The organism is Chitinophaga vietnamensis, from assembly GCF_902167635.1.
GTDB lineage: Bacteria > Bacteroidota > Bacteroidia > Chitinophagales > Chitinophagaceae > Chitinophaga > Chitinophaga vietnamensis.
Window position 1 is genome coordinate 166,803 of the sequence record NZ_CABHMS010000004.1, and the last position, 23,780, is coordinate 190,582.

The following is a 23,780-nucleotide window of genomic DNA, read 5'->3' on the forward strand; positions in this document are numbered from 1 at the left end:
CAGAAAAATAACGAAAAAACCTCAAAGACCTTCCCCAAAGTTAGCCCGGCATACCGCCCTGAAATGGTACTAATTATAACAGTGCGGGTACTTTTTATAAGTGCCTGCGGAAATCGAGCGGTGTTTTTCCGGTGTATCTCCGGAAGAAGCGGGAAAAGTAAGAGGTATCATTGAATCCCAGCGCATAGGCTACGCCTTTCACATCCATATCAGTGAGGGTGAGCATCCGTTTGGCCTCCAACAGCAAACGTTCACGGATATACGTTCCGGCGGTATGGCCGCAAGCCTTTCTGCATACGAGGTTCAGGTAGCTGGCCGTTACATGCAGCTTGCCGGCATAGAAGCTCACTTCGCTATGCTGGGCATAATGTTTTTCAAGCAGTACCAGGAAACGGTTGATGAGATGATGCGGCGCCGCTGCTGTATCTTCCGGATACGCTGTTGTATACCAGCGTTGCAGCATCAGCAGCACGATCTGCAAACGGTGATGCAGGATGCGGGCAGATACGCTCCGCTGCGAAGCCTCCTCCAGCATCAGCGACAGCTCATGGGTGAGCTGCGTGTACTGAACGGCATCCAGCTGTAGCCAGGGCGCCGCCGACGGTGTGAAGAAAGGCCACAGCGGCCCTTGCTGCGCCAGGAAGGCGGCAGAGAACATCACCTGGTAACCGCCCGTATTGGCCGACATCGTCCATTGATGGGCCTGCCCCGGCGCGAGGAAAAACACCCGCCGGGCCTTCACCGCGTAATCGTTGAAGTCGATCGTATGCACGCCGCTGCCACGGCTCACCACCAGCAACATGAAAAAGTCGTGCTTGTGCGGTTCTTCAATCACCGGCATGTTGATCGGCGCATGATGCATGATCTTGAAATCTTCCTGCCGGTAAGGCAGGTCGAATATCTTTTCTATACCGAAGGTAGGCAGCGTCATGTTATAAAGATAAGGAAACTACTGCCCTTTGATAAGGCGCATCACAAACTCCAGCTGCGTATCTTTCCCTGTCCGTATCATCCGGATATCGTCAGGCACGGCGATATCAGGCATCACACCACGGCCGGGCGTTAAGGGCGGGGTGGTGTAGTTATCGTAATACACCATCGGGATGTTCAGCTCCACACGGGTATGGGGAAGCGGCATATGCAGAAAGGTGCCGCCATTGCCGCCGGCATAGGCGCCGGGCGTTTCTTCCCCGATCAGCGTAGCCACTTTGTTGGCCTTCAGGGCCGCCAGAAATTCGGATGTAGTGGAATAGCTCGCGCCATTCATGAGCACATACACTTTCCCATTGAAGGCATTGGCGGCCGGCTGTTGCTGCGCCACACCGGCTGCCATGGCTGCTTTGATCGTGAAGGTGCCATCGGGTTCCGGTATCAGCTCTTCATTTACCTGCTTTTTCTCTTCTTCTTCCAGATCGATGTAGGGCATGTATTCCGTGCTGCCGTCAACGATAGTATGCTGGCGCAGGTAGTAGCGCGAAGGCTGATGGATCAGATGAGTGAAAAGCAGCACCCCGAGGGTATCGGCGCCACCATTGTTGTTACGTACATCGATCACCAGGTGACGGATATTTTTCTCTTGAAGGGTACGCATGGATTCATCGAGAAAACGGCCCATATTCATTTTCGAAACGGAGCCAAAGGTGTTGATGGTGAGCACGGCTGCCCGTAAAGAATCTACGAGCTCCAGGCGCCAGGGTTTTTGGCGGTTAAGCTCGCCACGCGGCGTATAGGTTTTCAATAGCCACTGGTTCACCGGGTTACCCGTGACCCACTTCCCCAGCTCCGCCACGGTAGCGGCGGGCACGGTAATAGTATGCACATGACCTTTATCATTGGCATAGGTGACACGGAAGGAATCCGGCCTGCCGATGTTCCAGTAGTATTGCATCATGAATTGTCCCAGGTTGAATTTTTGCACCTTCACATTTTTCGTATAGCCGTCACCGGGCATATAACTCAGCAGGCGCTCCCTGATATCAAGTATATTACGGCCATCGATGGCGAGCAGCCGGTCAAAAACCTTCACGGTGGTATCACTGGTGCAGTTAAGGGAGATGTACACACTATCGCCGATCCAATGCGTGTTGAAAGGGAAGAACTTTCCGTGCTGTTGATAGTACGCACCAAAGCCGGCCGGCGGGAAGGCGGCTGTATGCGCGCACCCGATATAGGCGGTAAGCCAGGCGCAGGTATTGTACCATTCATAAAAAGGCATATCGGCATACAAGGTGGCATAGAGGCTGTCCATGGTACGATCTATATTGGCTTTGCTGTGGTAGCGGTAAAGACCTGGATGTGTTTTTTCGAGCGCTTTACGCATGGTCGTAAAATCTTCTTGTAATGCCTGAAGGGGAAATTTCTGGAATTGAAGGGTATCGGTTTGGGCGGTGGCCGACAAGAAAATAAAGCTCAGGAGGAGCAGGCATGGTAACTTTTTCATGATAACAATTTGTCGCAAAGGTCGGGCGAAACAGGGGGCGCTCCTAAAAAACTGCTGCTCAAATCGCGATTTGACAACAGCTCTTATCCGCTACAGGAGCGCATTTGCAGAAATTGAGAAGGCGGCATGCCGGTGAGCTGCCGGAAGCTGCGTTGGAAGGTAGCCTGTGAATTGAAACCACATTCGAGTGCCAGCCCGGCAATGGTATATTGTTGCATATCGCTCTCCATCACCCGGCGTTTAAATTCTTCTACCCGGTAACTATTCACATATTCGTTGAAATTCATTTGCAGATGTTGGTTCAGCACCGCAGATATTGTTTTAGCCGGGATACCGGTGGCATTGGCTACGGCCTGTAAATTCAGGTCCGGCTGAAGGTACAGCCGTGCTGTTTCCATGGCGTGTTGCAGGGCGCGGATGGCCTGTGCGGTCACCTCTGCCGCTACCGGCTTCAGTGGCGCTGCCGGCAAAGGTTTCAACGATAGCAGGTATCCTTTGATGCTGAGCCAGTAGATGATCACCGTAAGGGGTAGATATACAGGATACCAGCCCATATAGGAGAGCAGATGATCGCGGGTTTGAGGGATGATATACGGGATGAGATAGAATAACCAGATGGCCTGGAAGTAACAGAAGAGCAGCGTGAGCTGGCGGGGCCATTCGCGTATTTCCGTTGGCCGCTGCCGTTGCAGGTATCGTACCGCTGCGGCCACATAGGCGCTCACGGATATCCAGCGGGCAATATCCGTATATACGTTACAGTTATCGATAAAGTCCCAGCCAGAGCGGCCATTGATCCATCCGGCTTTGATCATCGCCGCTACGGCATAGGGCAGCAGGTCCAGCGCCACAGGATAAAAATGAATGGCCTGCCGACGGCGCAAACGGAAATCAGGTTCCAGGTAACTCCTGATATAAAAATATAACAGTGGTCCTACAGGCATGATCACCACTAAGGGAAATATGTTCGCCAGTATATCCAGCCAGGCTGTCATGCCCAACCATGGCTCATTGATGGACATCGTGTTAAAGGAGGCCATCGCCAGTAGTATCAGCAACAACGCCAGCAATACGTTGCTTTGCTTTACGGGTCTGCGGCATAGCAGCAATATAGCCGCAATAATGCCCTGCAAGGCGCCGAACAACACCAGGCTGCGGAAGAAACTGATCAGGAGGGAGGCAAACGTCATGTAATGAAGATATAAAATATTATGGCTGTATTATCTCTGCTGGTGTGGTAGCGATTTGGGATAAAGGGCAAACTGTGCAAAAGCGGGTCAGATAAAAAATTTACATTTGTTTACCACAGTAAACTATTCATGCCGGTTATAAATAATTCAGATTACGAAGCACCGTTCCTTTTGCGCAATCGCCATATGCTGACGATCTATCCGTCGCTGTTCCGCAGCATAAAGCGCGCCAACTATGACCGTATGCGGATACTTACGCCCGACAAAGATTTCCTGGATCTCGACTTCAGCGCTGTTGGCGGCAAGCGTATTGTAGTGATCCTGCACGGGCTGGAAGGAAATTCCACCCGTAAATATGTAGTGGGCATGGTGCATATCTTCAACGAAGCGGGTTACGATACGGTGTCTATGAACTTCCGTGGTTGCAGCGGCGAGCCGAATAAAAATCTGTGTTTCTATCATAGTGGTGAAACCGGCGATCTCGATACGGTTATCCATTATCTCATCTCCCTGAAAAAATATACATCGATACATCTCGTCGGGTTCTCGCTGGGCGGCAATGTTACCTTAAAATATATAGGAGAACGCGGCGACCGCATCGATCCCCTGATACGCTCTGCTGTGGCCATTTCTGTGCCCTGCGACCTGAAAAGCAGTTCCGCAGAACTGGAGAAACGGCATAATATGATCTACATGCAGCGCTTCATCCGCGAGCTGGGACACAAGCTGCAACTGAAGCAGGCGCAATTCCCCAACGATATTCACCTCGATGGTTATCACAACATCCGTTCTTTCCGTCAGTTCGACGACCGCTACACCGCGCCCCTGCATGGTTTCAAAGATGCGCTCGACTACTGGGAGCGTTGCAGCTCATTGCGTTTCCTGCAACAGATATCTATCCCCACCTTGCTCATCAACGCGCTCGACGATCCTTTCCTCGGAAAGGCCTGCTACCCCTACGATATCGCAGCATCCCACCCGCACTTCCATCTCGAAACGCCGCACAGCGGCGGCCATGTGGGCTTCGTCCGCTTCGGCGATGATTACTACTGGTCGGAACGCCGCGCGTTGAAATTCACTCAGGATTATAAGGATTTTCGAATTTATTGATTTTCGGATTTATTGATTTAATTGGAGCGGAGATGGCAATATTGTTCATCTCCGCTCCAATTAAATCAATAAATCCGAAAATCAATAAATTCGAAAATCCTTATAATCCTGAGTGCACCAATACACGAAGGGCGTGAAACAATGTACGAACGCTATTGCCACCAATGTGGCGGTGTGCGAAATTTGTAGTGTAATCAATCACCCCGAAAATCACGATCATGTACCAACTTAAGAAAATCCCTTATACATTTTTACTGACGGTCTTCTTCACATTGTTGATAGTTGCCTGCAAAAAAGAAGGACCTATGGGCCCGCAAGGGCCTGCGGGCGCGCAAGGTAATGCTGGCCCCGTGGGGCCGGCAGGGCAGAACGGCAGTATCATTTATAGTGGCAATGGCACGCCGGCCGGCACTTTAGGCGCCAACGGCGATTTTTATATCGACCTCTCCTCCTCTATGTTGTATGGCCCCAAAACCGCCGCAGGATGGGGTTCCGGATTTAGCCTCAAAGGCGCGACCGGAGCCCCCGGCGCGGCCGGTGCTACCGGCGCAACGGGCGCCGCAGGCAGCAAGATACTGTCTGGCAGCGGCGCACATATGGCTTCTCCAACTCTGCTAGCAGCTATACTTTCTATACCACCCGCTATTACGAGCGTACCAATACCAACATCACGCAATCTATCCTGGATGGTGGTATGGTGGCGGTGTATATCGCTCCTTATCAAAATAATCCCAACCAGTGGGAATCAATGACGTACCGCTTCAGCGATTTCACCGGCAATTATTACCATGTGTTCGCGTATGAAACATCCGTGGGGAAAGTGAGGCTGCATGCGTTCTTCGAACTGATCAATCACACTGCTACGCTGCCCACGCTCAGTACTTACAATATCTACTCCTATAAATTCAAAATAGTAGTGGTGGCCGGCGCCATTGCCGCCCGTATGCGCGATACGCATGTGAATTTCAACAATATCGATGAAGTGAACCGCGCTACCGGCCTCTGGATGCAGGGACGGTAATATTTTTGGATTTTTGGATTTTCGGATTTTTAGATTTATTTGTAGATATAAAAATCCGAAAATTCAAAAATTCATAAATACCCATATGGAGCGAATGCCATTAGAAGAGGAAGTGTTGACCAGGATGAAAGAGGGAGATGAGTCAGCCTTTTCCGGCATCTACCGGCATTATCATCCTGCATTGTATGTATATCTTTTGCGTTTCTGCAAAGTGCCTTCCCTGGCGGAAGACCTCGTGCATGATGTGTTTCTGAAGATATGGGAGATCCGGGAGCGTATCAATCCGCAGCTCTCCTTCAGCGCTTACCTGTACCGAATCGCACGTAACCACGTTTTCAAAACCATTCACAAACTGGCCACTGACCAGGAGCTGCGCTCGCAGCTGTTGTTGCAGCTGATGCAGCGGGAAAGCGAACATCCCGATGAAGCCGCACTGGCTAAAGAATACGACCGCCTGTTCCAGCAAGCCTTGGCGGGCCTCACCACTCAACGGCTCCATGTTTTCCGGCTTTGCCGCCAGGAAGGCAAAAGCTATGATGAAGCGGCAGCCATCCTCGGCATCTCCCGTAATGCCGTCAAGAAACACATGGTACTGAGCATGCGGTTTATCCAGGATTATATCTACCGTCACGGCGATATCCTGCTGGCCGCTTTTATTGTGGCCAGGCTCCGTTAAAAATTTTTTTTTCAAAGAGGGGTACCCTTTTTCTTCGTTGCAGGATATTACTGATATATGCTGCATCCTGAAGAATATTACCAACAACTACTGCAAAAGTATCTCGCGGGAACGGTGACGCCCGCCGAGGCGGCCGAACTGTTCGACTGGCTACAGTCGGACCATGCCCGCAAACCCTTGCTGGCCGCCATGCGCCAGGATTTCGATCAGGTAATGCAAGGCACGCACCAGGCACCGGAAGCGATGAGCAACCGCATCGAAACGAAGCTGTTGCAGGAAATCAGCCGTGAAAAGGTGGCGCCTATGCGCCGCCGCAAATGGCTCGCCGCCGCCGCTGTGGCCGCGCTGGTCACCGTGGCTGCCGCCTTCTTCTTTACCGCCAGACAAACAAAAGCGCCCGCACTTGCACAAAATACCACTACCGATATTACACCCGGCACCAACAAAGCCGTGCTCACCCTCGCCGATGGCTCCACCGTTACGCTTGATAGCGTCGGCAACCAGGTGATACAACAGGGCCATACAATCGTTCAACAAAATAAAGGACAGCTGCAATACACCGCCAATACCGGAGATGCCGCCGCGGGCTACAACGTGCTCGCCGTGCCGCGCGGCGGACAGTTCAACGTTGTATTGCCCGATGGCTCTCACGTATGGCTCAACGCCGCCTCCCGCCTGAAATATCCCACCGCCTTCAACGGTAATACCCGCACCGTGGAAATGGAAGGCCAGGGCTACTTTGAGGTGAAGCCCGATCAAACGAAACCTTTCATTGTAAAAGTAAATAACATCGCTGTTCAGGTGCTCGGCACCGCCTTCGATATCATGGCCTATGCCGATGAAAAAGAACAACGTACCACCCTCATCTCCGGCGCCGTAAAAGTAATCGCAGGCAATACCGAGAAATACCTGAAGCCCGGCCAGCAGGCCATGATGGACAAAGAAACCGGCGCACTGCTGGTACGTGAAGCCGATGTGCAGGAAGTAACAGCCTGGAAAACCGGCTTCTTTGAATTTGATAATGCAGGATTAAGTACCATCCTGCGGCAGTTGTCGCGCTGGTATGATGTAGATATCCAGTACAAGGCCGGCAGCAGCGCCCGCCTGTTTGGTGGCCGTATCAGCCGTAACCTGCCACTGTCGGACATCCTGCACATGCTGGAAAGTACCGGCGCCAACTTTAAACTGGAAGACAGAAAGCTGATCGTAACAACAAAGTAGCTAAATAAAAAAATGACCAAATAAAAGATCGCCACGTTTTCCACGACGCACCACGTAAAAAAGTAAAACTGATTAACAACATGACAACCGAAACGAGCTAGGGCGCGCTACGCCCAAAAAAAATCCGGGAGTGCTGCTACACCCCCGGAAGGTCCGGGCGTTCCTGAAATAAGTCCCTTACAAGAACCTTTTTCGTCATTTCCCAAACACTACAAAAGTATGCAATTAAACTTTAGTGGTACGGTTTCCCCTTGCCGGAAATTGCTATCAACCAAAATGTTCTGCGTTATGAAATTGACCGCCTTTTTGCTGCTCGCAGCATGCTTACACATCAGCGCAAAAGGATTGTCCCAGCAGATCACACTTTCAGAAAGAAATGCTCCCCTTAAAAAGGTGCTGAAAGAAGTAGCCCGCCAGGCGGGGATTTCTGTGGTGTATGATGAGACCTTGCTGGCTACTGCCAATCCTGTTACCATCCACGTCAGGAACGCGACGGTGAAACAGGCGCTGGATGAGGCTTTGGCCGGACAGCCAGTGAATTACCTGATGGAAGATAAACGCATCACGCTGGTGCGCGCGCTCATCACCCGCATCGACACTTCCATCCTCGTAACAGGTACTGTAACGGATGAAAATAATAGCCCGATCATCGGCGCTACCTTACGCGTACAAGGCGCCAACACAGGAGCGGTGACAGATGCCAGCGGTAAATTTTCTATCCATGTGCCGGGTATGCGCGCACAGCTGGCGGTATCCTTTATTGGCTACAACCCGCAAACAGTGGCCATTAGCGGCACTGTGCTGCATATACGCCTGCAGCCTTCGCAAACGGCGCTCACCGAAACAGTGGTAGTAGGTTATGGCGTACAAAAGAAAAGCGTGGTAACCGGCGCCATCTCCAGCGTACGCGCCTCCGATATCGAGTCGCAGCCTGTAACCCGCCTGGAGCAAGTATTACAGGGCCGTACCTCCGGTCTCACGGTAACCTCCAGCTCCGGCCAGCCCGGCTCCGGCGCTTCTGTACGTGTGCGTGGTATCACCTCTTTCAATAACAACGATCCGCTGTGGGTAGTAGATGGGGTAGTGGTAGATAATGGCGGCATCGGCTACCTGAACCAATACGATATCGAATCCGTGGAAGTGCTCAAAGATGCTGCCTCACAGGCTATCTACGGTACCCGCGCCGCCTCCGGCGTTATATTGGTGACCACCAAAAAAGGGAAGGCCGGAAAAATATCTGTCAGCTACAATGGCTACTATGGCGTCTCAGCGCCTGCGCGCAAGCTGAAACTGCTCAACGCCACCGAATACGCCATCCTGCGCAATGAAGCCTCCGTAGCCGATGGCAAAGGCATCGTATTCCCGAATCCTTCTTCACTCGGACAAGGTACCGACTGGCAGGCACAGATTTTCAACAACCACGCCAAGCGCCAGAATCATGAGATCAGTGTGAGCGGCGGCAGTGAAAAATCCACTTTCTATTCTTCCTTCGGATACCTGCAACAGGATGGTATCGTAGCCAGCGATATCTCCAGATATCAACGCGTAAGCCTGCGGCTGAACTCCTCCCACAAGATCACGCCCTGGCTTACCTTCGGTGAGAATGTAGGTTATGCGTACGACAAAGCGCTGGGTATCGGCAATACCAACAGCGAATTTGGCGGGCCGTTGAGCTCTGCCATCAACCTCGATCCTACTACGCCGGTGGTGATCACAGATCCCAATGTGGCTAACGCTGCCCCCTATACGAATGTGGGCATCCGTAAAGATGCGCTGGGCCGCCCTTATGGTATCTCTAACCAGGTAGGACAGGAGATCATCAACCCACTGGCCTATATCAGCACCCATCTCGGTAACTATAACTGGTCGCACAATATCGTCGGCAATGCCTACCTCGAAATAGAGCCAATAAAAGGTCTCCGCTTCCGGTCTACCGTAGGCGCCAAGATCGCTTTCTGGGGCAATGAAACTTTTACGCCCATCTCCTGGCTCAACTCTTCCAATGTGAATAGCCGCACGGCTTTCAACAGAGGCCAGAACCAGGGCTATAACTGGAACCTGGAAAATACGCTGTCGTATACACGTAGTTTCAATGATCACAGCTTTACCGTGTTGCTCGGACAAGGCGCGTATATGGACAACCGCACCCGCAATACCAACGTGACTTACTTTGATATGCCCGTGGATAATTTCAATGACGCCTCCATGAACTACAATGTGCCTTCCGACAAGCGCGTGTCTTCCGGTGGCGAAGGCGTGGATCACCGCGTAGCATCATTGTTTGCACGTTTGAACTATAACTATCGCGAGAAATATTTATTCGAAGGCATCGTGCGCCGCGATGGCTCTTCCCGCTTCGGTCCCAGCTATTCCTATGGTACCTTCCCTTCTTTCTCACTGGGATGGGTGCCTTCCAAAGAATCTTTCTGGCCGCAGAATAACGTGGTGGACTTCCTCAAATTCCGCGGCGGCTACGGCGTAGTAGGCAGTGACCAGATCGGCGATTTTGCGTTTATGTCTACCATCGGTGGCGGCAGAAACTATGCCTTTGGCAACACGGGCAGTTACCTCATCGGCTACAGTCCCAATGCGCCTTCCAATCCCGATCTGAAATGGGAAGAAACCCATCAGACCAACGTCGGCTTCGAAGCCGCGCTGCTGCGCAATTTCAACGTATCGTTCGATTGGTATGTGAAGAAGACCAAGAACATCCTCATGAACCCGCGCATCCCGGATTATGTAGGCGCTATTTCCAATCCTGCCGCTAACGTAGCCGATATGAAAAATACCGGCGTGGAACTGGAACTCGGCTATCACAACAAGATCGGCGATGTGGATTTCTCTGTAAATGGTAATGTATCGTATGTGAAAAATACCGTGGTGAACCTGGGCCGTGGCGTAGATTATCTTTCCGGCGGACAGAGCTTCCAGGCCAGCACCTATCCCATCACGCGCACCGCGGTGGGCCAGCCTTTCAACTCCTTCTACGGATTCAGAACGCTGGGCATCTTCCAGACACAACAGGAAATAGACAGTTATGTAGATCAGAAAGGTAACAAGATACAACCCGATGCAAAACCCGGCGACTTCCGCTGGGCGGACCTCGACGGCGATGGCAAGATCACAGATAAAGACCGCGACTTCATCGGCAACCCAACGCCTTCCTGGACCTACGGTTTCACGGTGAGCGCCGCCTGGAAAGGATTTGATATCATATTGTTTGCACAAGGCGCTGCCGGTAACAAAATATTCCAGGGGCTCCGCAGGCTGGATATTGCCAATGCCAACTGGCAATCCAAAGCCCTCAACCGCTGGACAGGACCCGGCACCAGCAACGATTACCCGAGATTGAGCGCTTCCGATCCGAATCACAACTTTTCCAATCCTTCCAATTTTTACCTGGAAGATGGCAGCTACCTGCGCCTGAAAACATTACAACTCGGTTATTCCCTGCCATCCAATATCACGAAGCATATCGGCTTACAACGTGTACGCGTGTACGTGATGGGAGAGAACCTGCTCACCTTCACCAAATACACCGGTTACGATCCTGAGATCGGCGGCGGCGTGCTGAGCATCGACCGCGGTATCTATCCGCAGGCACGTTCGTATATGGCCGGCCTGAATGTTACCTTCTGATAATTTAAAAATTACGAAAATGAAAAGAACGAAATGCAGATATATCTTACTCATGGCAGCAGGCTTGCAGCTGTTAGGCGCTTGCAGCAAGAGTTTCCTGGAAGTGAAGCCCAAAGGCACCAACCTGGAAGACAACTATTACCGTAACCAAACCGAAGCCTTCAATGGTCTCATCGCCGTATACGATGTGATCGGATGGCAGGGTGGCGGCTATGTTACCAAAGTAGGCGCGATGGATGCCGCCAGCGATGATAACTATGCCGGCGGTGGCAGCGCTACGGATGTTACTTCCCTGCAGGTGATCAGCAACTATACCCTTACGCCCGCCGTTGGCCCCCAGGCTGAATTGTGGCGCAAAGGCTTTGCCGGCGTATTCCGCGCCAATGTGCTGCTGAGTAAATTACCTGCCGTACCAATGGATGATAACACTAAAAAAAGATATACCGCAGAATGTAAATTCCTGCGCGCCTATTTCTATTTCGATCTCGTACGCCTCTTTAAAAATGTGCCGCTCTTCACCAAGCCGGTAACCACCAGCGATATGTACAACGTAGTACAGGCAGCACCCGCTGATGTTTACAAGCAGATAGAGAATGACTTGAAAGATGCATTGGCAGAAACTAACCTGCCCGACCAGGTGCCCATCGCCACAGAAGGCGGCCGTGCCACGAAAGGCGCCGTGCATGCGCTGCTCGGCAAAGTATACCTGTATGAACAACGCTGGGCAGAAGCCATCACCGAACTGAAAGAAGTAAATGGCGAAACACCCGGACAGATAAATGCCAAATACGGCTACAAGCTGCTGGACAATTTCGGCGACCTCTGGAAATCAGACAACGCACATAAATTCAATAGCGAGTCCATCATGGAGATCGCATTCACCTCCACTTCCGCAGGCACCTGGGATTGTGTGGCCTGTACCGAAGGTAATGTGCTCAACATCATGGTGGGGCCAAGAGGCTACAAGGCGCTACAGGCGGGCGCGCCAGACTATATCTCCGGATGGAGCTTCCTGCCCGTAACACCTGATCTCTACAATGTAATGCACAATGATCCCCGTTTCAGATATACCATCGCCGATCTCGACAGCCTCGAAAAGAATGGTATCGCTTCTTACGAGAAAGGCTATATGAATACCGGCTACTTCCTGGAGAAGCTCGCAGGAAGGCTTTCCAACAAAACCACCGGTGGTGGCGTGGTAGAGCTGAATTTCCCGCAGAACATGTACGAGATACGCCTGGCAGATACTTACCTGATGGAAGCCGAAGCCCGCATAAAAGCCGGCGAGGGCGGCGGTGCAGGCACGCGCGCCTATGCGCTCCTCAATGCCGTACGCGCCCGCGTAGGCCTTGGCCCGGTCAGCGCTACCTTTGATAATATCTTCAACGAGCGCCGGCTGGAACTCGCCGGTGAAGGCCACCGCTGGTTCGATCTCGTAAGAACCGGTAAAGCCGCCACCGTACTGGCCAGCAGAGGTTTTGTTGCTGGTAAGAACGAAATATTACCTATTCCCCTGTTAGAGATGGACAACACCAAGATCGAACAGAACAAGGAATACGGCGGCACTAAATAATCATCTGTAACGGTATCGACTACACGAAAAAATAGATCATCATGCAATTACAACATATATTCAAACAACTGCCCCTCGTGCTGGGACTGGCCGTAGTGGCGGCCTGTACGCCGGAATCCGGCAGGAAAGACCTGGGCCCTCTGCCCGTAGCCTCTTTCACCGCTACCCCGCTTGGCAGCAATCCTAACAAGATCGTGGTGAAAAGCACCACGCCCGGCGCTTTCCTCTGGTCGTGGAACTACGCCAATAACCTCACATCCCGGCTGGAAACAGATACGTTCAGCTTCCCGAAGAAAGGGGAGTACTCCATTCAGCTCACAGCCTTTACCCACGGCGGCTATGCCACGGCGGCGCAAAAGGTGAACATCGCCAACGATATGCCGGCCGTGAACATCCTGCCGGGCAGCGACCTCACACAATCCGCCAGCAGCCAATACTGGACGGTGCTGAATACCGGCGGCACACAAACCAGCATCAACTTCACCGCCGCCGGCCTTGTATTCAGCAACACCGGCAACAGCAATGGCGCTATCTTCCAGGGCGTGAAAGTGAATCCTGCCAAGGATTACATCCTATCGATGCAAGTGCAGGGCAGCGGCGCTACCAACTCCTGGTTTGAAGTATACGTAGGTACCGACGCGCCCGTTCAAGGCAAAGATTATAGCGGCAACAAATTCATTTCCCTCAATACCTGGGCTGGCTGCGGCAATGCGCCCTTCAATGGCGACCTTGCCGCCATCGGCTGTAGCGGCAGCGGCACCGGCGCCGGCGGCAAACTTCACTTCACCTCCAACAATACCGTCTACATCCTGATCAAAGCGGGCAGCTCCGGCGGCACCCTCGGCAATGGCGGCATCACCGTGGCGAATGTGAAATTACTCGAACAACAATAGCGAAGTTTGTCTTACTCAGGATTATTTAGATTAAAAGGATTGCCAGGATTTATTTTTCAGGATTTATAAAGATTAAAGGAGATATTCGGGTAGATCTTCAAAAATCTTTTTTAATCTTTATAAATCCTGAAAAATAAATCCTGGCAATCCTTTTAATCTAAATAATCCTGAGTAAGACAACATCCGCGTTCAAACAAGTGTGTTTATGAAACATTATTACCTTCTCCTGCTTCTCTGTCTTCCCGCAGCTTCATGCTCCGGAAAGGGCGATACCACGGCGCCGGCGCCTCCTGTAACGAACGGGCCGGTGGATAAAGGCTGGACCTTCGAACCCACGCCGGTATGGGCCGATGAATTTGATTATACCGGCCTGCCCGACGCCTCCAAATGGGGATATGATACCGGCGGCGGCGGATGGGGCAATAATGAACTGGAATATTATACAGATAATGGCAATGCCTCAGTCGCTAATGGCGTGCTTACCATCACCGCAAAAAAAGAAGACCGCGAAAACCGCCACTACACTTCGGCGCGGATGGTCACCAAAGGGAAGGGCGATTTCCTCTATGGCCGCTTTGAGATAAAAGCCAAACTGCCCGCCGGCAAAGGTACCTGGCCCGCCATCTGGATGTTGCCCACCGACTGGGCCTACGGCGGATGGCCTAACTCCGGCGAAGTAGATATCATGGAACATGTAGGCTATGATCCGGATGTGATCCATATCAGCGCCCATACACTGGCCTATTATTTCAAGATCAATACACAGAAAACAAGTACCAAAAAGATCGATGGCGCTACCACCACTTTCCATGTGTACCGCATGGACTGGACACCCTACGCCCTCCGCGGGTATATCGACGACCAGCTGGTATTCCAGTTCGCCAATGAAGGCAAAGGCTTTGAAGTATGGCCCTTCGACAAACGTTTCCACCTGCTGCTCAATATCGCGGTAGGCGGCGACTGGGGCGGCGCACAGGGCGTGGACGACAGCATCTTCCCCGCTAAAATGGAAGTAGATTACGTACGTGTGTATAAAATGATCGACAAACCATAAATCATGCTGATGAAAACAAACAGAAATATCTTCGTATATACGTTCCTGTTATTGATGGGCGCGGCGCAGGTAGTGAGCTGTCAGGGCAACAAAAATACAGACCAGCCAACGCCTGTTAACCCGGAAGTGAAAACAGATGTACAGTGCTGGCTCACCAATCCCGACCGCACCGCTTTGTTGCAGAAACAAAACATCAGCCTCCTCTTCTCCGCCAGCGACAACGGTTTCCCGACGATAGACGTAGACGATACCCAATCCTACCAAAGCATCGACGGTTTCGGGTTTACGCTCACCGGCGGCAGCGCCACCCTGATCAACAAGCTACCAGCCGATCAGCAGAATGCCCTGCTCCGTGAACTGTTCCTGCCAGATAGCAATGGCATCGGTATCAGCTACCTGCGCCTGAGCATCGGCGCTTCCGATCTCAGCGCATCGGTATTTACATATGATGAGATGCCCGCTGGTCAAACCGATCCGCAGCTTGCGAAATTCAGTATCGACAAAGAACGTGAAGACCTCATCCCTGTGCTGAAAAAGATACTGGCACTAAACCCTAATATCAAGATACTCGGTTCGCCGTGGACGGCGCCCACCTGGATGAAGACCAACAACGCCTTCATCGGCGGCAGCCTTAAACCGGAAAATTTCCAGGTATATGCCAACTATTTCGTGAAGTATATACAGGCTATGAAGGCAGAAGGCATCACTATCGATGCTATTACGCCGCAGAACGAGCCGCTGCATGGCGGCAACAATCCCAGCATGGTGATGCTGGCCCCCGATCAGGCCATCTTCGTGAAAGCCAATCTGGGACCAGCTTTCAAGGCAGCAGGGTTATCTACCAAAATTATCCTCTACGATCATAACGCCGACCGTCCCGATTATCCGATCTCTATCCTCAATGATCCCGCCGCCTATCCTTTCGTGGATGGCTCGGCCTTTCACCTGTATGGCGGCCAGATCACGGCATTGTCTGTCGTGCACAGCGCCTTCCCGGACAAGAACGTGTATTTTACAGAACAATGGTCTGATGGTAAAGGCAGTTTCGCCAACGAGCTGAAAGGCAATACCACTAACCTCACCATCGGAGCTACCCGTAACTGGAGCCGTAATGTGCTGCAATGGAACCTCGCCTCCGATCCGCAGTGGAACCCGCATACCGACAATGGCGGCTGCTCGCAGTGCCTGGGCGCTGTTACCATCGGCGGTACTATCTACCGTAATTCTTCCTATTATGTAATCGGACATGCTTCCAAATTTGTGCGCCCGGGCGCAGTGAGGATTGCTTCTACGATCACGAACCAGCTGGACAATGTGGCCTTCAAAACACCAGATGGCAAACATGTGCTCATCGTGGTGAACAATAACAATATGCCGCAACAATTCCAGATCCGTTTCAAAGGCAAACTGGTAGGCGCCTCGCTCAATAATGGCGCAGTAGGCACCTACATTTGGTAACACAGGGATTTTGGGATTTTCGGATTTTGGAATTGTATGGATGTTTTGTTCATACAATTCCAAAATCCGAAAATCCCAAAATATTTTATTGCAGGAGTTTGTTCATCTCCGCTATAATATGGTCGTATAGTTCGTTGTAATATCCTTGTAAGGCCGCGTGTATCTTGCCATTTCCGTCTACGAGGTATAAAGTGGGATAGCCGGAGATATGGTAGTTTTCTGCCAGTGCTTTGTTGCCGAGCAGGATGGTGTAATTGATATTTCTTTTGCTGAGAAAATCGCGGATCTTTTGTTTGTCGGTGTCGTAGATATTGATGCCGATCACTTCCACATTTTTACCCTGGTATTGTTGCCGGATCTTTTCCAGTTCGGGCATTGCTTTGATGCAGGGCTGGCAGGCCATGTACCAGAATTCCAGCAGCACGACTTTTTTTTGCAGGCCGCGGAAGCGGATCGTATCCCCTTGCAGGGAGGGCAGCTGCCAGTCGGGCGCCTGGATACCCGCTTCCAGCGAGGGTTTGCTCACGTCGCCGCTATAGAGGCTGTAGCTGTAGTAGCGGGTCCAGGCGGGCAATGCAAAAAGTGAAGCGGGAATGTTGCTGTTGATCTGGATATCAGAGAGCGTAAAGGCCTGGTATTGATACACTCCCTGGAACGCTACGGTGTTCACGGTGCGGATGGGAAGGGTATCTTTCTTGCGGATAAATTCATGCGAGAAAATATTCTTGAGGTCAGATTCATCCGGTTGCTGTATGAGGAGATGAAAACAAGGCTGCCGGGCAATCACCGTGTCTGGCATGAGGAATACCGTGCTGCCGGGCGCATGGCCAAAATCGCCCTGGATCAGCGGCGGATACAGTTCATAGCTGCTGATATGATCCCAGCCATATTGTGGCGTATACGTTTCACTCACCGTTTGCTGCGCAATGTCGATATTGTAAATATTGACGCCGTCATATACCGTAAGAAAAGAATCCGCAGTGAGATTATAGAGCTTTGATCCGATAGTATCGCCGGGCAGGCGCTGAAAACGAACGTCGGCGCTTTTGCGCACCGTATCTTTATCCAGCATGTATTTCATTTCAATGGCAATATGGTACTGGCCATTCTTTATATGAGCAAGTTTTTCCGTACACCTTTTCAGCAATACAGCGGCGGTGGTGGATTCTTGTGCAGATGTCCCGAGCCAGAGCAATAGCGTCAGAACGAGCAGGATCGTTTTCATGGAGGCGCCACGAGGGAATTTGTGGATATGAAGTTAATATTTAATTTTAAATTAAACATTGTCAGATAATAAAATGAACAACATGAAACTCTTTATGGTGCTGCTGGGCAGCAAACCGGAAGGCCGGCACACGGAACAGCACGATGTTTTCTTCGGCATTGCCCGGGAACTGCGCGACCTGGTGCCGGATATCAAAGCCTTCTGGCCGGAAGCCAAAGATAAATTGCATATCGACGGTTGGAGAGAAGTGAACTATGTGGATAATTTTCATATATCCGTTGACGTTAGTCCGGCCGAAAACCCCGGCCAGCTCTTCTTCCTGAACCTGGGCGGCTACAAACCAAACGAACTGGAAGAGTTCCATTACAAGCTGCTGCGTGTAGGCAAAGACGTAGGAGAGGCCATCCGCTCTGCCAAAGAAACCACCTTCTATAAACATACCGGTTTCGGCGATCTGGCTGCTTCACATGTAGATGATAAATATGGGGTAGACGTAGATGATGTACATGCAATAGCTGATATCCTGCCCGCCCACATGAAAGGCGTATGGCACCTGAAAGTGACGCCTGTAGCGGAAACCAGGGAAGATGAAATACATCTCGGGTATTTTCAACTGCACAAGCTATGACCGCCATCAACTGGGAGCAGCATCCGGAATTGTAACAAGGGCCACTGATATGTTTCCGGCATGAATTATGCTCCCTTGCCTTTAGTTTATTCGAAGTAAACAGTTTATACAATACCCGTCCGGTTTTTGCCGGACGGGTTTTTTATGCCCGGATAAGATTGGGCAATGGCTCGCCTTTCATGGCGGCGATAATATTTTGCGCTGCAATGCAGGACATGGCATTACGGGTTTCTACCGTGGCGGAGCCGATATGCGGCAATACCGCTACCGTAGGCATGTTGAGCAACGGATTATCCGCCTGCATGGGCTCAGGATTGGTAACGTCCAGCCCGGCGCCCCAGATCAGGCCATTGTTAATCGCGGCTATCAGATCGGCTTCGTTGTGGATACCGCCACGCGCGGCATTGATGAAGATGGCATTGGGCTTCATCCGGGCAAATACCTCTTTGTTGAAACGTCCTTTTGTTTCCGGCGTGAGAGCTGTATGTATGCTGAGCACATCGCTTTGTTGCAGCAGTTCATCAAAAGATACCCGTATGGCGCCCAGTTCCTTTTCGGCGGCGGCATTGCGGCCACGGTTGTGATAGATCACTTTCATATCGAGTGCGCGCACGCATCGCCGGGCCATCACATGACCGATGTTGCCCAGTCCCCAGATGCCGAGGGTTTTACCTTCCAGGGAGATGCCGAGATTGGCCGTAGGATCGGAGAAGCCCCATTCGCCGTTGAGGATGCGTTGGTGCATATAGAACGCTTTGCGCGAAGCGGCCAGCATGAGCAGGAAAGCGGTATCTGCAGTGGCGGCGCTCAATACTCCCGGCGTATTGGTTACCGGGATGCCCAGCTCCTGCGCCGCTTTCATATCAACATAATCGTATCCTACAGATAACAAACTGATCACCTTCAGGTGGCGGCACTGTTCCAGGAAAGTGCGGTCTATGCCGCGCCCGCCGGCATATAACAAAGCGTCGTGCTGTTGGCAATAGGACACCATTTCTTCGGGGGAGAGGTTCCGCTTTTCTGTCCACTGGGTAACGGCAACGCCCGCACGCTGTAACATTTCCAGGCCCGCCGGTGGTAAGACTCTCGTGATAAAAACTCTCATAAATTTATTGGCTATTGTTGTAAATTTCGGATATTAATCGAGTGATACAATGAGAAAAAAACTACTGACAGCAGCGATGTTGCTGTTATCCTTTGCTGTGGCTGCGCAGGATTTCCCTGCCGTGCAGCAGCTGGCGCAGCGGCGCGTTCCCTGGCTGGCATCTTCCCTTACCCTGAAAAATATTCCTGTCAGCGCCGGAAAAGATGGCTTTGAGATCAGCACCGCCGGCGGCAAGGTGCGGATCGCCGCATCCAGCGCCAGCGCTGCCGCAGCGGGTCTCAACTGGTATCTGAAATATTATTGCCACCGCTCTATGTCGCACATGGGCGACAATCTCTCTCCTGTATCTCCTCTCCCGAAAGTAGATGGCACGCTGCGCATCCATACTGATTTCGACTACCGCTATGCCCTCAATTATTGCACCATCAGCTATACGATGAGCTTCTACAGCTGGAAAGACTGGGAGCATGAGCTGGATTGGATGGCGCTTAACGGCGTGAATGTGATGCTGGCCACTATGGGCAGCGAGGCCATATGGCAGCGCACTTTGCAAGACCTCGGCTACAATGCTGAAGAAGTGCGCGCTTTTGTGGCCGGTCCCGGCTTCACGGCCTGGTGGCTCATGGGCAACCTCGAAGGATGGGGCGGCCCCCTTACGCAAGGGCTCATCGACCGCCAGGTGGAACTGGAGAAAAAGATACTGGCCCGCATGCGCGGCCTCGGTATACAACCCGTGCTGCAAGGTTTCTACGGTATGATACCCGTGAACATGAAAGAGAAACTGCACCTCAGCAAAGTGGTGCAGCAGGGCCGCTGGGCTGGCGGCTTTCAGCGCCCCGACTTCCTCCTGCCGGACGACAGCAGCTATGCGCGTATTGCAGGCACTTACTACGAAGAGCTGAAAAAGCTCTATGGCAGCGATATCCGCTTCTTCGCCGGCGATCCTTTCCACGAAGGCGGCAATACGCAGGGCGTAGATGTGACTGCGGCGGCGCGTGGCATACAACAGGCCATGCAAGCGCATTTCCCGGGCGCTACCTGGGTGTTGCAAGGCTGGCAGGCCAATCCTTCCAGCGCCTTGCTCAAAGGCCTCGATAAATCGAAAGTGCTGGTACAGGAGCTTTTCGGAGAAAATACCGCCAACTGGGAAAAGCGCCAGGGCTATGAAGGCACGCCTTTTATCTGGTGTTCTGTTACCAATTTCGGGGAGAAGCTGGGCCTGTATGGCAAGCTGCAACGCTTTGCCAGTGAAGTGTACCGCGCCGCCAATGGCCCTTACCAACAGCTGATGCGCGGTGTGGGCATCATGCCGGAAGGTATTCATAACAACCCCGTGATCTACGACCTGCAGCTGGAACTGCCCTGGCATCAGGATAGCGTAGATGTAAAGGCATGGATAAAATCATATGTACGTGCCCGTTATGGGGTGGATAACCCGGCTATACAGGAAGCCTGGCAAGGGCTGGTAGCCACGGCCTACAGCAGTTTTCCACAATACCAGGAAGGGCCTACGGAATCGGTGTTCACTGCACGCCCCACACTGGAAGACCGCCCCGTATCCACTTGGGGCACACGCAAGCGAAACTATGATACGGCGCAGTTCCGCCTTGCTGTGCAGCGTTTCCTGCAAGCCGGGAATAAAAATCCTACCTATATCATCGATGCGATAGATTTCCGCCGGCAGGTGATCTCCAATGAGGGAGAAGCCGTATATGCCGCCATGGTACAGGCTTTCAAGCAGAAGGACAAAGACGCTTTCAGAAAAACATCTGCCCGTTTCCTCGCCCTGATGCGCCAGCAGGATGCCTTGCTCAGCAGCAATTCACATTTCCGCCTCAATACCTGGACCGATGCCGCCCGCGCCATGGGCCACACGCCCGCCGAGCAACAATTGCTCGTGAGGAATGCCCGCACACAAATCACTTATTGGGGTCCTGACAATCCCGACACCGAGCTCCATGAATACGCCAACAAAGAATGGGGTGGCCTCTTCCGCGAATATTATATCCCCCGTTGGAAAAAGTTCATAGATGCACTAAAGATGTGAGAATTTATGGATTTACGGATTTACGGATTTACGAATTTGTGGCGGATCTGAAGCATGCCACAAATTCGTAAATCCGTAAATCCTTAAATTCGTAAATCAAAAAATCCCCTACCTTTGTGTGCCTACCACAACTGCGCTGTCACAATTAATAATTATGAAGTCGGGGAATAGCTTGAGTACCTATCTGTACAAGCATCGATGGATAGCGCTTTCCATCAGCGTAGTCACTATTTTAAGGTTACTGTTCATAGGCCTGATGGGCCTGATGCCGCAGGATGCCTATTATTATTTTTACGGGCAACATCTGGCCTTGTCGTATTTCGACCATCCGCCGGCGATCGCATGGTTGCTGAGAGGCGCCACAGACCTGCTGGGGCGGCATGCTTTTGTGGTGAAGCTCACCGATACGGTGATCACCTGGTTTACCTTGCTGGCCTTTTACCGGCTGGCGCAAAAGTTCCTCAGTCCGCATCGCAGCTGCCGCGCGCTGCTATGGCTCTACTCCACGCTGATGGTCACCATCCTCTCGCTGGTATCTACGCCCGATGTGCCGCTGCTGCTCTTCTGGGCCATCGCATTGAACTGCCTGTATAAGGCCCTGTTCGAAGAAAAGCCACAGTGGTGGATATGGACAGGCGTCGCCATGGGCCTCGCATTCGACAGTAAATACACTGCAATATTTTTACCTTTTGGCACCGTGTTATTCCTGTTGCTGTCTGACCGGCACCGGAAGCAATTCTTATCTCCCTGGCCTTATCTCGCCGTATTATTTTTTCTGCTCACCATCTCGCCGGTGGTGATCTGGAATGTATCCAACCAGTTTGCTTCTTTCCGGTTCCAATCCTCGCAAAGGGTGGGTGGTATTGAATTACACGTCATGGATATCTTTGGCGTGATCGGGCATCAGTCGGGGATATTGATACCGGTATTGTTTTTCGGGTTATGTTATTTTATTTACCGCTCCTTTCGTAAGTACGGGCTGCGGTGGCGTCGCATCCCGGCGCGGCAGCTCTTCCTGTTGTCTTTCTTCGCACCGCTGTTCTTTGGTTTTCTGATCATCTCTCCCATCTACTGGGTAAAACTCAACTGGATGATGCCTGCCTATATCACCGGTATCATATGGGTGAGCACCTGGCTGGGAACAAAGTGGCTGCGCTGGCAGTGGATTATCTCCATGGTGATACATCTCGCGCTGGCTGTGGAGATACTCTTCTACCCGGCGCCGGTAAAGTCTGATGATACCTGGGTAGGATGGGAAGATTTTGGTAAACAGGTGGCTGCTATACAGCAGCAGTATCCGCAGGATTTTATTTTTTCGGCAGATGATTACAAGACCAGCGCCATCCTTAATTTCTATCTCGGCAGGATGGTATATGCAGAAAATATTATCGGCCGGCGCGCCCTGCAATTCGATTTCGTTGGTACCAATGTGCAAACAATGAAAGGCAGGAATGCCATCTTTATTAATTCTCTCACAGATGTAAATGATGATAAAGATGAACAGCGGGAGATCAATGACCTGCGGCCTTTCTTCAGTGATATCACGCCATTGCCGCCAGTGGTGGTAGTGCAGCATGGGCGGGTGGTGCGTAAGTTCCTCGTGTTCCGCTGCATTGGCTACCGGCCTCCGCAGCAGCCATCATGATCAGCATCATGGGGGATGATGACCATGATCATTGATCGTGTAAATGCAGGTGCCTATATTTGCGCGAGCGTCATTTACAGGTATCCAATCCACCTGGGTTCAAAAAATGGATTTCATGTTTCAGTCCAAAGATTGGTCACCGTTGTTTGCCAGCGGTGGAATTTTTCTCTTCAGAAAAAACGTGTGATATGTTAGATCTATTCTCAACAGCCATCCAGAAAAAATTCTGCGAAGGGTTTCTCTTTTTCCCTTTCAAACGCCTGAAAAAATCGGGAGCCTTTATTTACAAACAGTATGCACAGCGTTCAGGTATCCGTACCATCCTGAATTTACGCCGCGACACCTACGATTTTCACTGTCATTATGCGACTGTGTTGCACGACAAGATCGCTACACAGGCGCTGCCACAAAGCATGGCCGTATTGAAGCAACTCGAAGGCCTATACGAAACGGCCGACAGGGAGATACTCAGCGGCGCCGAATTGTATACCGAGTTCAATGATGTGATGACCAACTATTACAAAGAGTTGAACAATTTCCAATCCATCGTGATGCTGCGTTTGCAACATGAGTTGCGGCCGCTGGTGCGCCGCGTGCCGGACGATCATTACATGGTGTCGGGCCGTCACAACGAGTTGCAGCGTTTGATCAAACTCTTTATCTCGCAAGGCAATATGGTGATCAGCTTCCTGCAACATTGTATCGACAGCGGCGCTGCCAGTCAGCAACCGCAGCTGGAAGAGATCATCACTGCCATCCAGCGCATGAATGGCGTACATGATGAGATGGTAGCGCAGTTACAGCAATGGGAGCTGATACAGGCGCAACACACCCGGCAGGTCTATTTCAACTAAT

Annotated in this window: 19 protein-coding genes; 14 read left to right on the top strand and 5 right to left on the bottom strand. The window is 51.7% G+C overall.

Features of this window, described 5'->3' with window-relative positions; translation table 11 throughout:
- Positions 1–94 precede the first annotated feature (94 nt).
- The 3 genes from FPG75_RS11860 to FPG75_RS11870 form a co-directional block, all read right to left on the bottom strand.
- Entirely contained in the window at positions 95–931 is an 837-nt protein-coding gene (locus FPG75_RS11860) for a helix-turn-helix domain-containing protein (RefSeq protein ID WP_143307070.1), read from the bottom strand.
- 18 nt (positions 932–949) lie between these two features.
- Entirely contained in the window at positions 950–2,440 is a 1,491-nt protein-coding gene (locus FPG75_RS11865; protein ID WP_143307071.1) for a S41 family peptidase, read from the bottom strand.
- 83 nt (positions 2,441–2,523) lie between these two features.
- Positions 2,524–3,630, bottom strand: coding sequence for a helix-turn-helix domain-containing protein (locus FPG75_RS11870; RefSeq protein ID WP_143307072.1), 1,107 nt, complete (start codon positions 3,628–3,630; stop codon positions 2,524–2,526).
- A 186-nt stretch (positions 3,631–3,816) separates the two neighbouring features.
- On the opposite strand from FPG75_RS11870, the gene FPG75_RS11875 reads away from it, so the two are divergent.
- From FPG75_RS11875 to FPG75_RS11920, 10 genes are all read left to right on the top strand, one after another.
- Positions 3,817–4,740: a YheT family hydrolase gene (locus FPG75_RS11875; protein ID WP_201747943.1), complete on the top strand. Its 924-nt coding sequence runs from the start codon at positions 3,817–3,819 to the stop codon at positions 4,738–4,740.
- A gap of 218 nt (positions 4,741–4,958) precedes the next feature.
- On the top strand, positions 4,959–5,492 hold the full coding sequence (locus FPG75_RS26015; protein ID WP_161596768.1) for a collagen-like protein: 534 nt from the start codon (positions 4,959–4,961) through the stop codon (positions 5,490–5,492).
- On the top strand, positions 5,489–5,761 hold the full coding sequence (locus FPG75_RS11885) for a hypothetical protein (protein ID WP_143307075.1): 273 nt from the start codon (positions 5,489–5,491) through the stop codon (positions 5,759–5,761). The genes FPG75_RS26015 and FPG75_RS11885 overlap by 4 nt, the downstream gene beginning before the upstream one ends.
- A gap of 85 nt (positions 5,762–5,846) precedes the next feature.
- Positions 5,847–6,437: an RNA polymerase sigma factor gene (locus FPG75_RS11890; protein ID WP_143307076.1), complete on the top strand. Its 591-nt coding sequence runs from the start codon at positions 5,847–5,849 to the stop codon at positions 6,435–6,437.
- Between the two features lie 57 nt (positions 6,438–6,494).
- A complete protein-coding gene (locus FPG75_RS11895; protein WP_143307077.1) occupies positions 6,495–7,658 on the top strand; it encodes a FecR domain-containing protein in 1,164 nt (387 codons plus the stop codon).
- A 288-nt stretch (positions 7,659–7,946) separates the two neighbouring features.
- Positions 7,947–11,297: a TonB-dependent receptor gene (locus tag FPG75_RS11900; protein WP_143307078.1), complete on the top strand. Its 3,351-nt coding sequence runs from the start codon at positions 7,947–7,949 to the stop codon at positions 11,295–11,297.
- Between the two features lie 19 nt (positions 11,298–11,316).
- Positions 11,317–12,870: a RagB/SusD family nutrient uptake outer membrane protein gene (locus FPG75_RS11905; RefSeq protein WP_143307079.1), complete on the top strand. Its 1,554-nt coding sequence runs from the start codon at positions 11,317–11,319 to the stop codon at positions 12,868–12,870.
- Between the two features lie 41 nt (positions 12,871–12,911).
- Positions 12,912–13,763 carry a PKD domain-containing protein gene (locus tag FPG75_RS11910; protein ID WP_143307080.1) on the top strand — a complete coding sequence of 284 codons (852 nt, stop codon included), beginning with the start codon at positions 12,912–12,914 and terminating at the stop codon, positions 13,761–13,763.
- Between the two features lie 205 nt (positions 13,764–13,968).
- Positions 13,969–14,817: a glycoside hydrolase family 16 protein gene (locus tag FPG75_RS11915; RefSeq protein ID WP_143307081.1), complete on the top strand. Its 849-nt coding sequence runs from the start codon at positions 13,969–13,971 to the stop codon at positions 14,815–14,817.
- Positions 14,818–14,826: 9 nt separating this feature from the next.
- The gene (locus FPG75_RS11920; protein ID WP_201747945.1) at positions 14,827–16,275 is read left to right on the top strand and encodes a glycoside hydrolase family 30 protein; all 1,449 of its coding nucleotides are present in this window, start codon (positions 14,827–14,829) and stop codon (positions 16,273–16,275) included.
- An 85-nt stretch (positions 16,276–16,360) separates the two neighbouring features.
- On the opposite strand, the gene FPG75_RS11925 is transcribed toward FPG75_RS11920, so the two are convergent.
- A complete protein-coding gene (locus FPG75_RS11925; RefSeq protein WP_143307082.1) occupies positions 16,361–17,500 on the bottom strand; it encodes a TlpA family protein disulfide reductase in 1,140 nt (379 codons plus the stop codon).
- A gap of 82 nt (positions 17,501–17,582) precedes the next feature.
- Between FPG75_RS11925 and FPG75_RS11930 the strand changes: the two genes are divergently transcribed.
- On the top strand, positions 17,583–18,128 hold the full coding sequence (locus FPG75_RS11930) for a DUF1543 domain-containing protein (protein ID WP_236652779.1): 546 nt from the start codon (positions 17,583–17,585) through the stop codon (positions 18,126–18,128).
- A 142-nt stretch (positions 18,129–18,270) separates the two neighbouring features.
- On the opposite strand, the gene FPG75_RS11935 is transcribed toward FPG75_RS11930, so the two are convergent.
- Positions 18,271–19,233 carry a 2-hydroxyacid dehydrogenase gene (locus FPG75_RS11935; RefSeq protein ID WP_143307084.1) on the bottom strand — a complete coding sequence of 321 codons (963 nt, stop codon included), beginning with the start codon at positions 19,231–19,233 and terminating at the stop codon, positions 18,271–18,273.
- A gap of 49 nt (positions 19,234–19,282) precedes the next feature.
- Here FPG75_RS11935 and FPG75_RS11940 point away from each other — a divergent pair, with 49 nt between their 5' ends.
- From FPG75_RS11940 to FPG75_RS11950, 3 genes are all read left to right on the top strand, one after another.
- Positions 19,283–21,280 carry an alpha-N-acetylglucosaminidase gene (locus FPG75_RS11940; protein WP_143307085.1) on the top strand — a complete coding sequence of 666 codons (1,998 nt, stop codon included), beginning with the start codon at positions 19,283–19,285 and terminating at the stop codon, positions 21,278–21,280.
- Between the two features lie 154 nt (positions 21,281–21,434).
- On the top strand, positions 21,435–22,925 hold the full coding sequence (locus FPG75_RS11945) for a glycosyltransferase family 39 protein (protein WP_143307086.1): 1,491 nt from the start codon (positions 21,435–21,437) through the stop codon (positions 22,923–22,925).
- A gap of 188 nt (positions 22,926–23,113) precedes the next feature.
- Entirely contained in the window at positions 23,114–23,779 is a 666-nt protein-coding gene (locus FPG75_RS11950) for a hypothetical protein (protein ID WP_143307087.1), read from the top strand.
- Position 23,780: the final 1 nt, after the last annotated feature.

Excerpts from the sequence above, each read along its gene's own strand:
- FPG75_RS11860 (WP_143307070.1), bottom strand. The coding sequence starts at position 931 with ATGACGCTGCCTACCTTCGGTATAGAAAAGATATTCGACCTGCCTTAC.
- FPG75_RS11865 (WP_143307071.1), bottom strand. The coding sequence starts at position 2,440 with ATGAAAAAGTTACCATGCCTGCTCCTCCTGAGCTTTATTTTCTTGTCG.
- FPG75_RS11870 (WP_143307072.1), bottom strand. The coding sequence starts at position 3,630 with ATGACGTTTGCCTCCCTCCTGATCAGTTTCTTCCGCAGCCTGGTGTTG.
- FPG75_RS11875 (WP_201747943.1), top strand. The coding sequence starts at position 3,817 with ATGCTGACGATCTATCCGTCGCTGTTCCGCAGCATAAAGCGCGCCAAC.
- FPG75_RS26015 (WP_161596768.1), top strand. The coding sequence starts at position 4,959 with ATGTACCAACTTAAGAAAATCCCTTATACATTTTTACTGACGGTCTTC.
- FPG75_RS11885 (WP_143307075.1), top strand. The coding sequence starts at position 5,489 with ATGACGTACCGCTTCAGCGATTTCACCGGCAATTATTACCATGTGTTC.
- FPG75_RS11890 (WP_143307076.1), top strand. The coding sequence starts at position 5,847 with ATGGAGCGAATGCCATTAGAAGAGGAAGTGTTGACCAGGATGAAAGAG.
- FPG75_RS11895 (WP_143307077.1), top strand. The coding sequence starts at position 6,495 with ATGCTGCATCCTGAAGAATATTACCAACAACTACTGCAAAAGTATCTC.
- FPG75_RS11900 (WP_143307078.1), top strand. The coding sequence starts at position 7,947 with ATGAAATTGACCGCCTTTTTGCTGCTCGCAGCATGCTTACACATCAGC.
- FPG75_RS11905 (WP_143307079.1), top strand. The coding sequence starts at position 11,317 with ATGAAAAGAACGAAATGCAGATATATCTTACTCATGGCAGCAGGCTTG.
- FPG75_RS11910 (WP_143307080.1), top strand. The coding sequence starts at position 12,912 with ATGCAATTACAACATATATTCAAACAACTGCCCCTCGTGCTGGGACTG.
- FPG75_RS11915 (WP_143307081.1), top strand. The coding sequence starts at position 13,969 with ATGAAACATTATTACCTTCTCCTGCTTCTCTGTCTTCCCGCAGCTTCA.
- FPG75_RS11920 (WP_201747945.1), top strand. The coding sequence starts at position 14,827 with ATGAAAACAAACAGAAATATCTTCGTATATACGTTCCTGTTATTGATG.
- FPG75_RS11925 (WP_143307082.1), bottom strand. The coding sequence starts at position 17,500 with ATGAAAACGATCCTGCTCGTTCTGACGCTATTGCTCTGGCTCGGGACA.
- FPG75_RS11930 (WP_236652779.1), top strand. The coding sequence starts at position 17,583 with ATGAAACTCTTTATGGTGCTGCTGGGCAGCAAACCGGAAGGCCGGCAC.
- FPG75_RS11935 (WP_143307084.1), bottom strand. The coding sequence starts at position 19,233 with ATGAGAGTTTTTATCACGAGAGTCTTACCACCGGCGGGCCTGGAAATG.
- FPG75_RS11940 (WP_143307085.1), top strand. The coding sequence starts at position 19,283 with ATGAGAAAAAAACTACTGACAGCAGCGATGTTGCTGTTATCCTTTGCT.
- FPG75_RS11945 (WP_143307086.1), top strand. The coding sequence starts at position 21,435 with ATGAAGTCGGGGAATAGCTTGAGTACCTATCTGTACAAGCATCGATGG.
- FPG75_RS11950 (WP_143307087.1), top strand. The coding sequence starts at position 23,114 with ATGTTAGATCTATTCTCAACAGCCATCCAGAAAAAATTCTGCGAAGGG.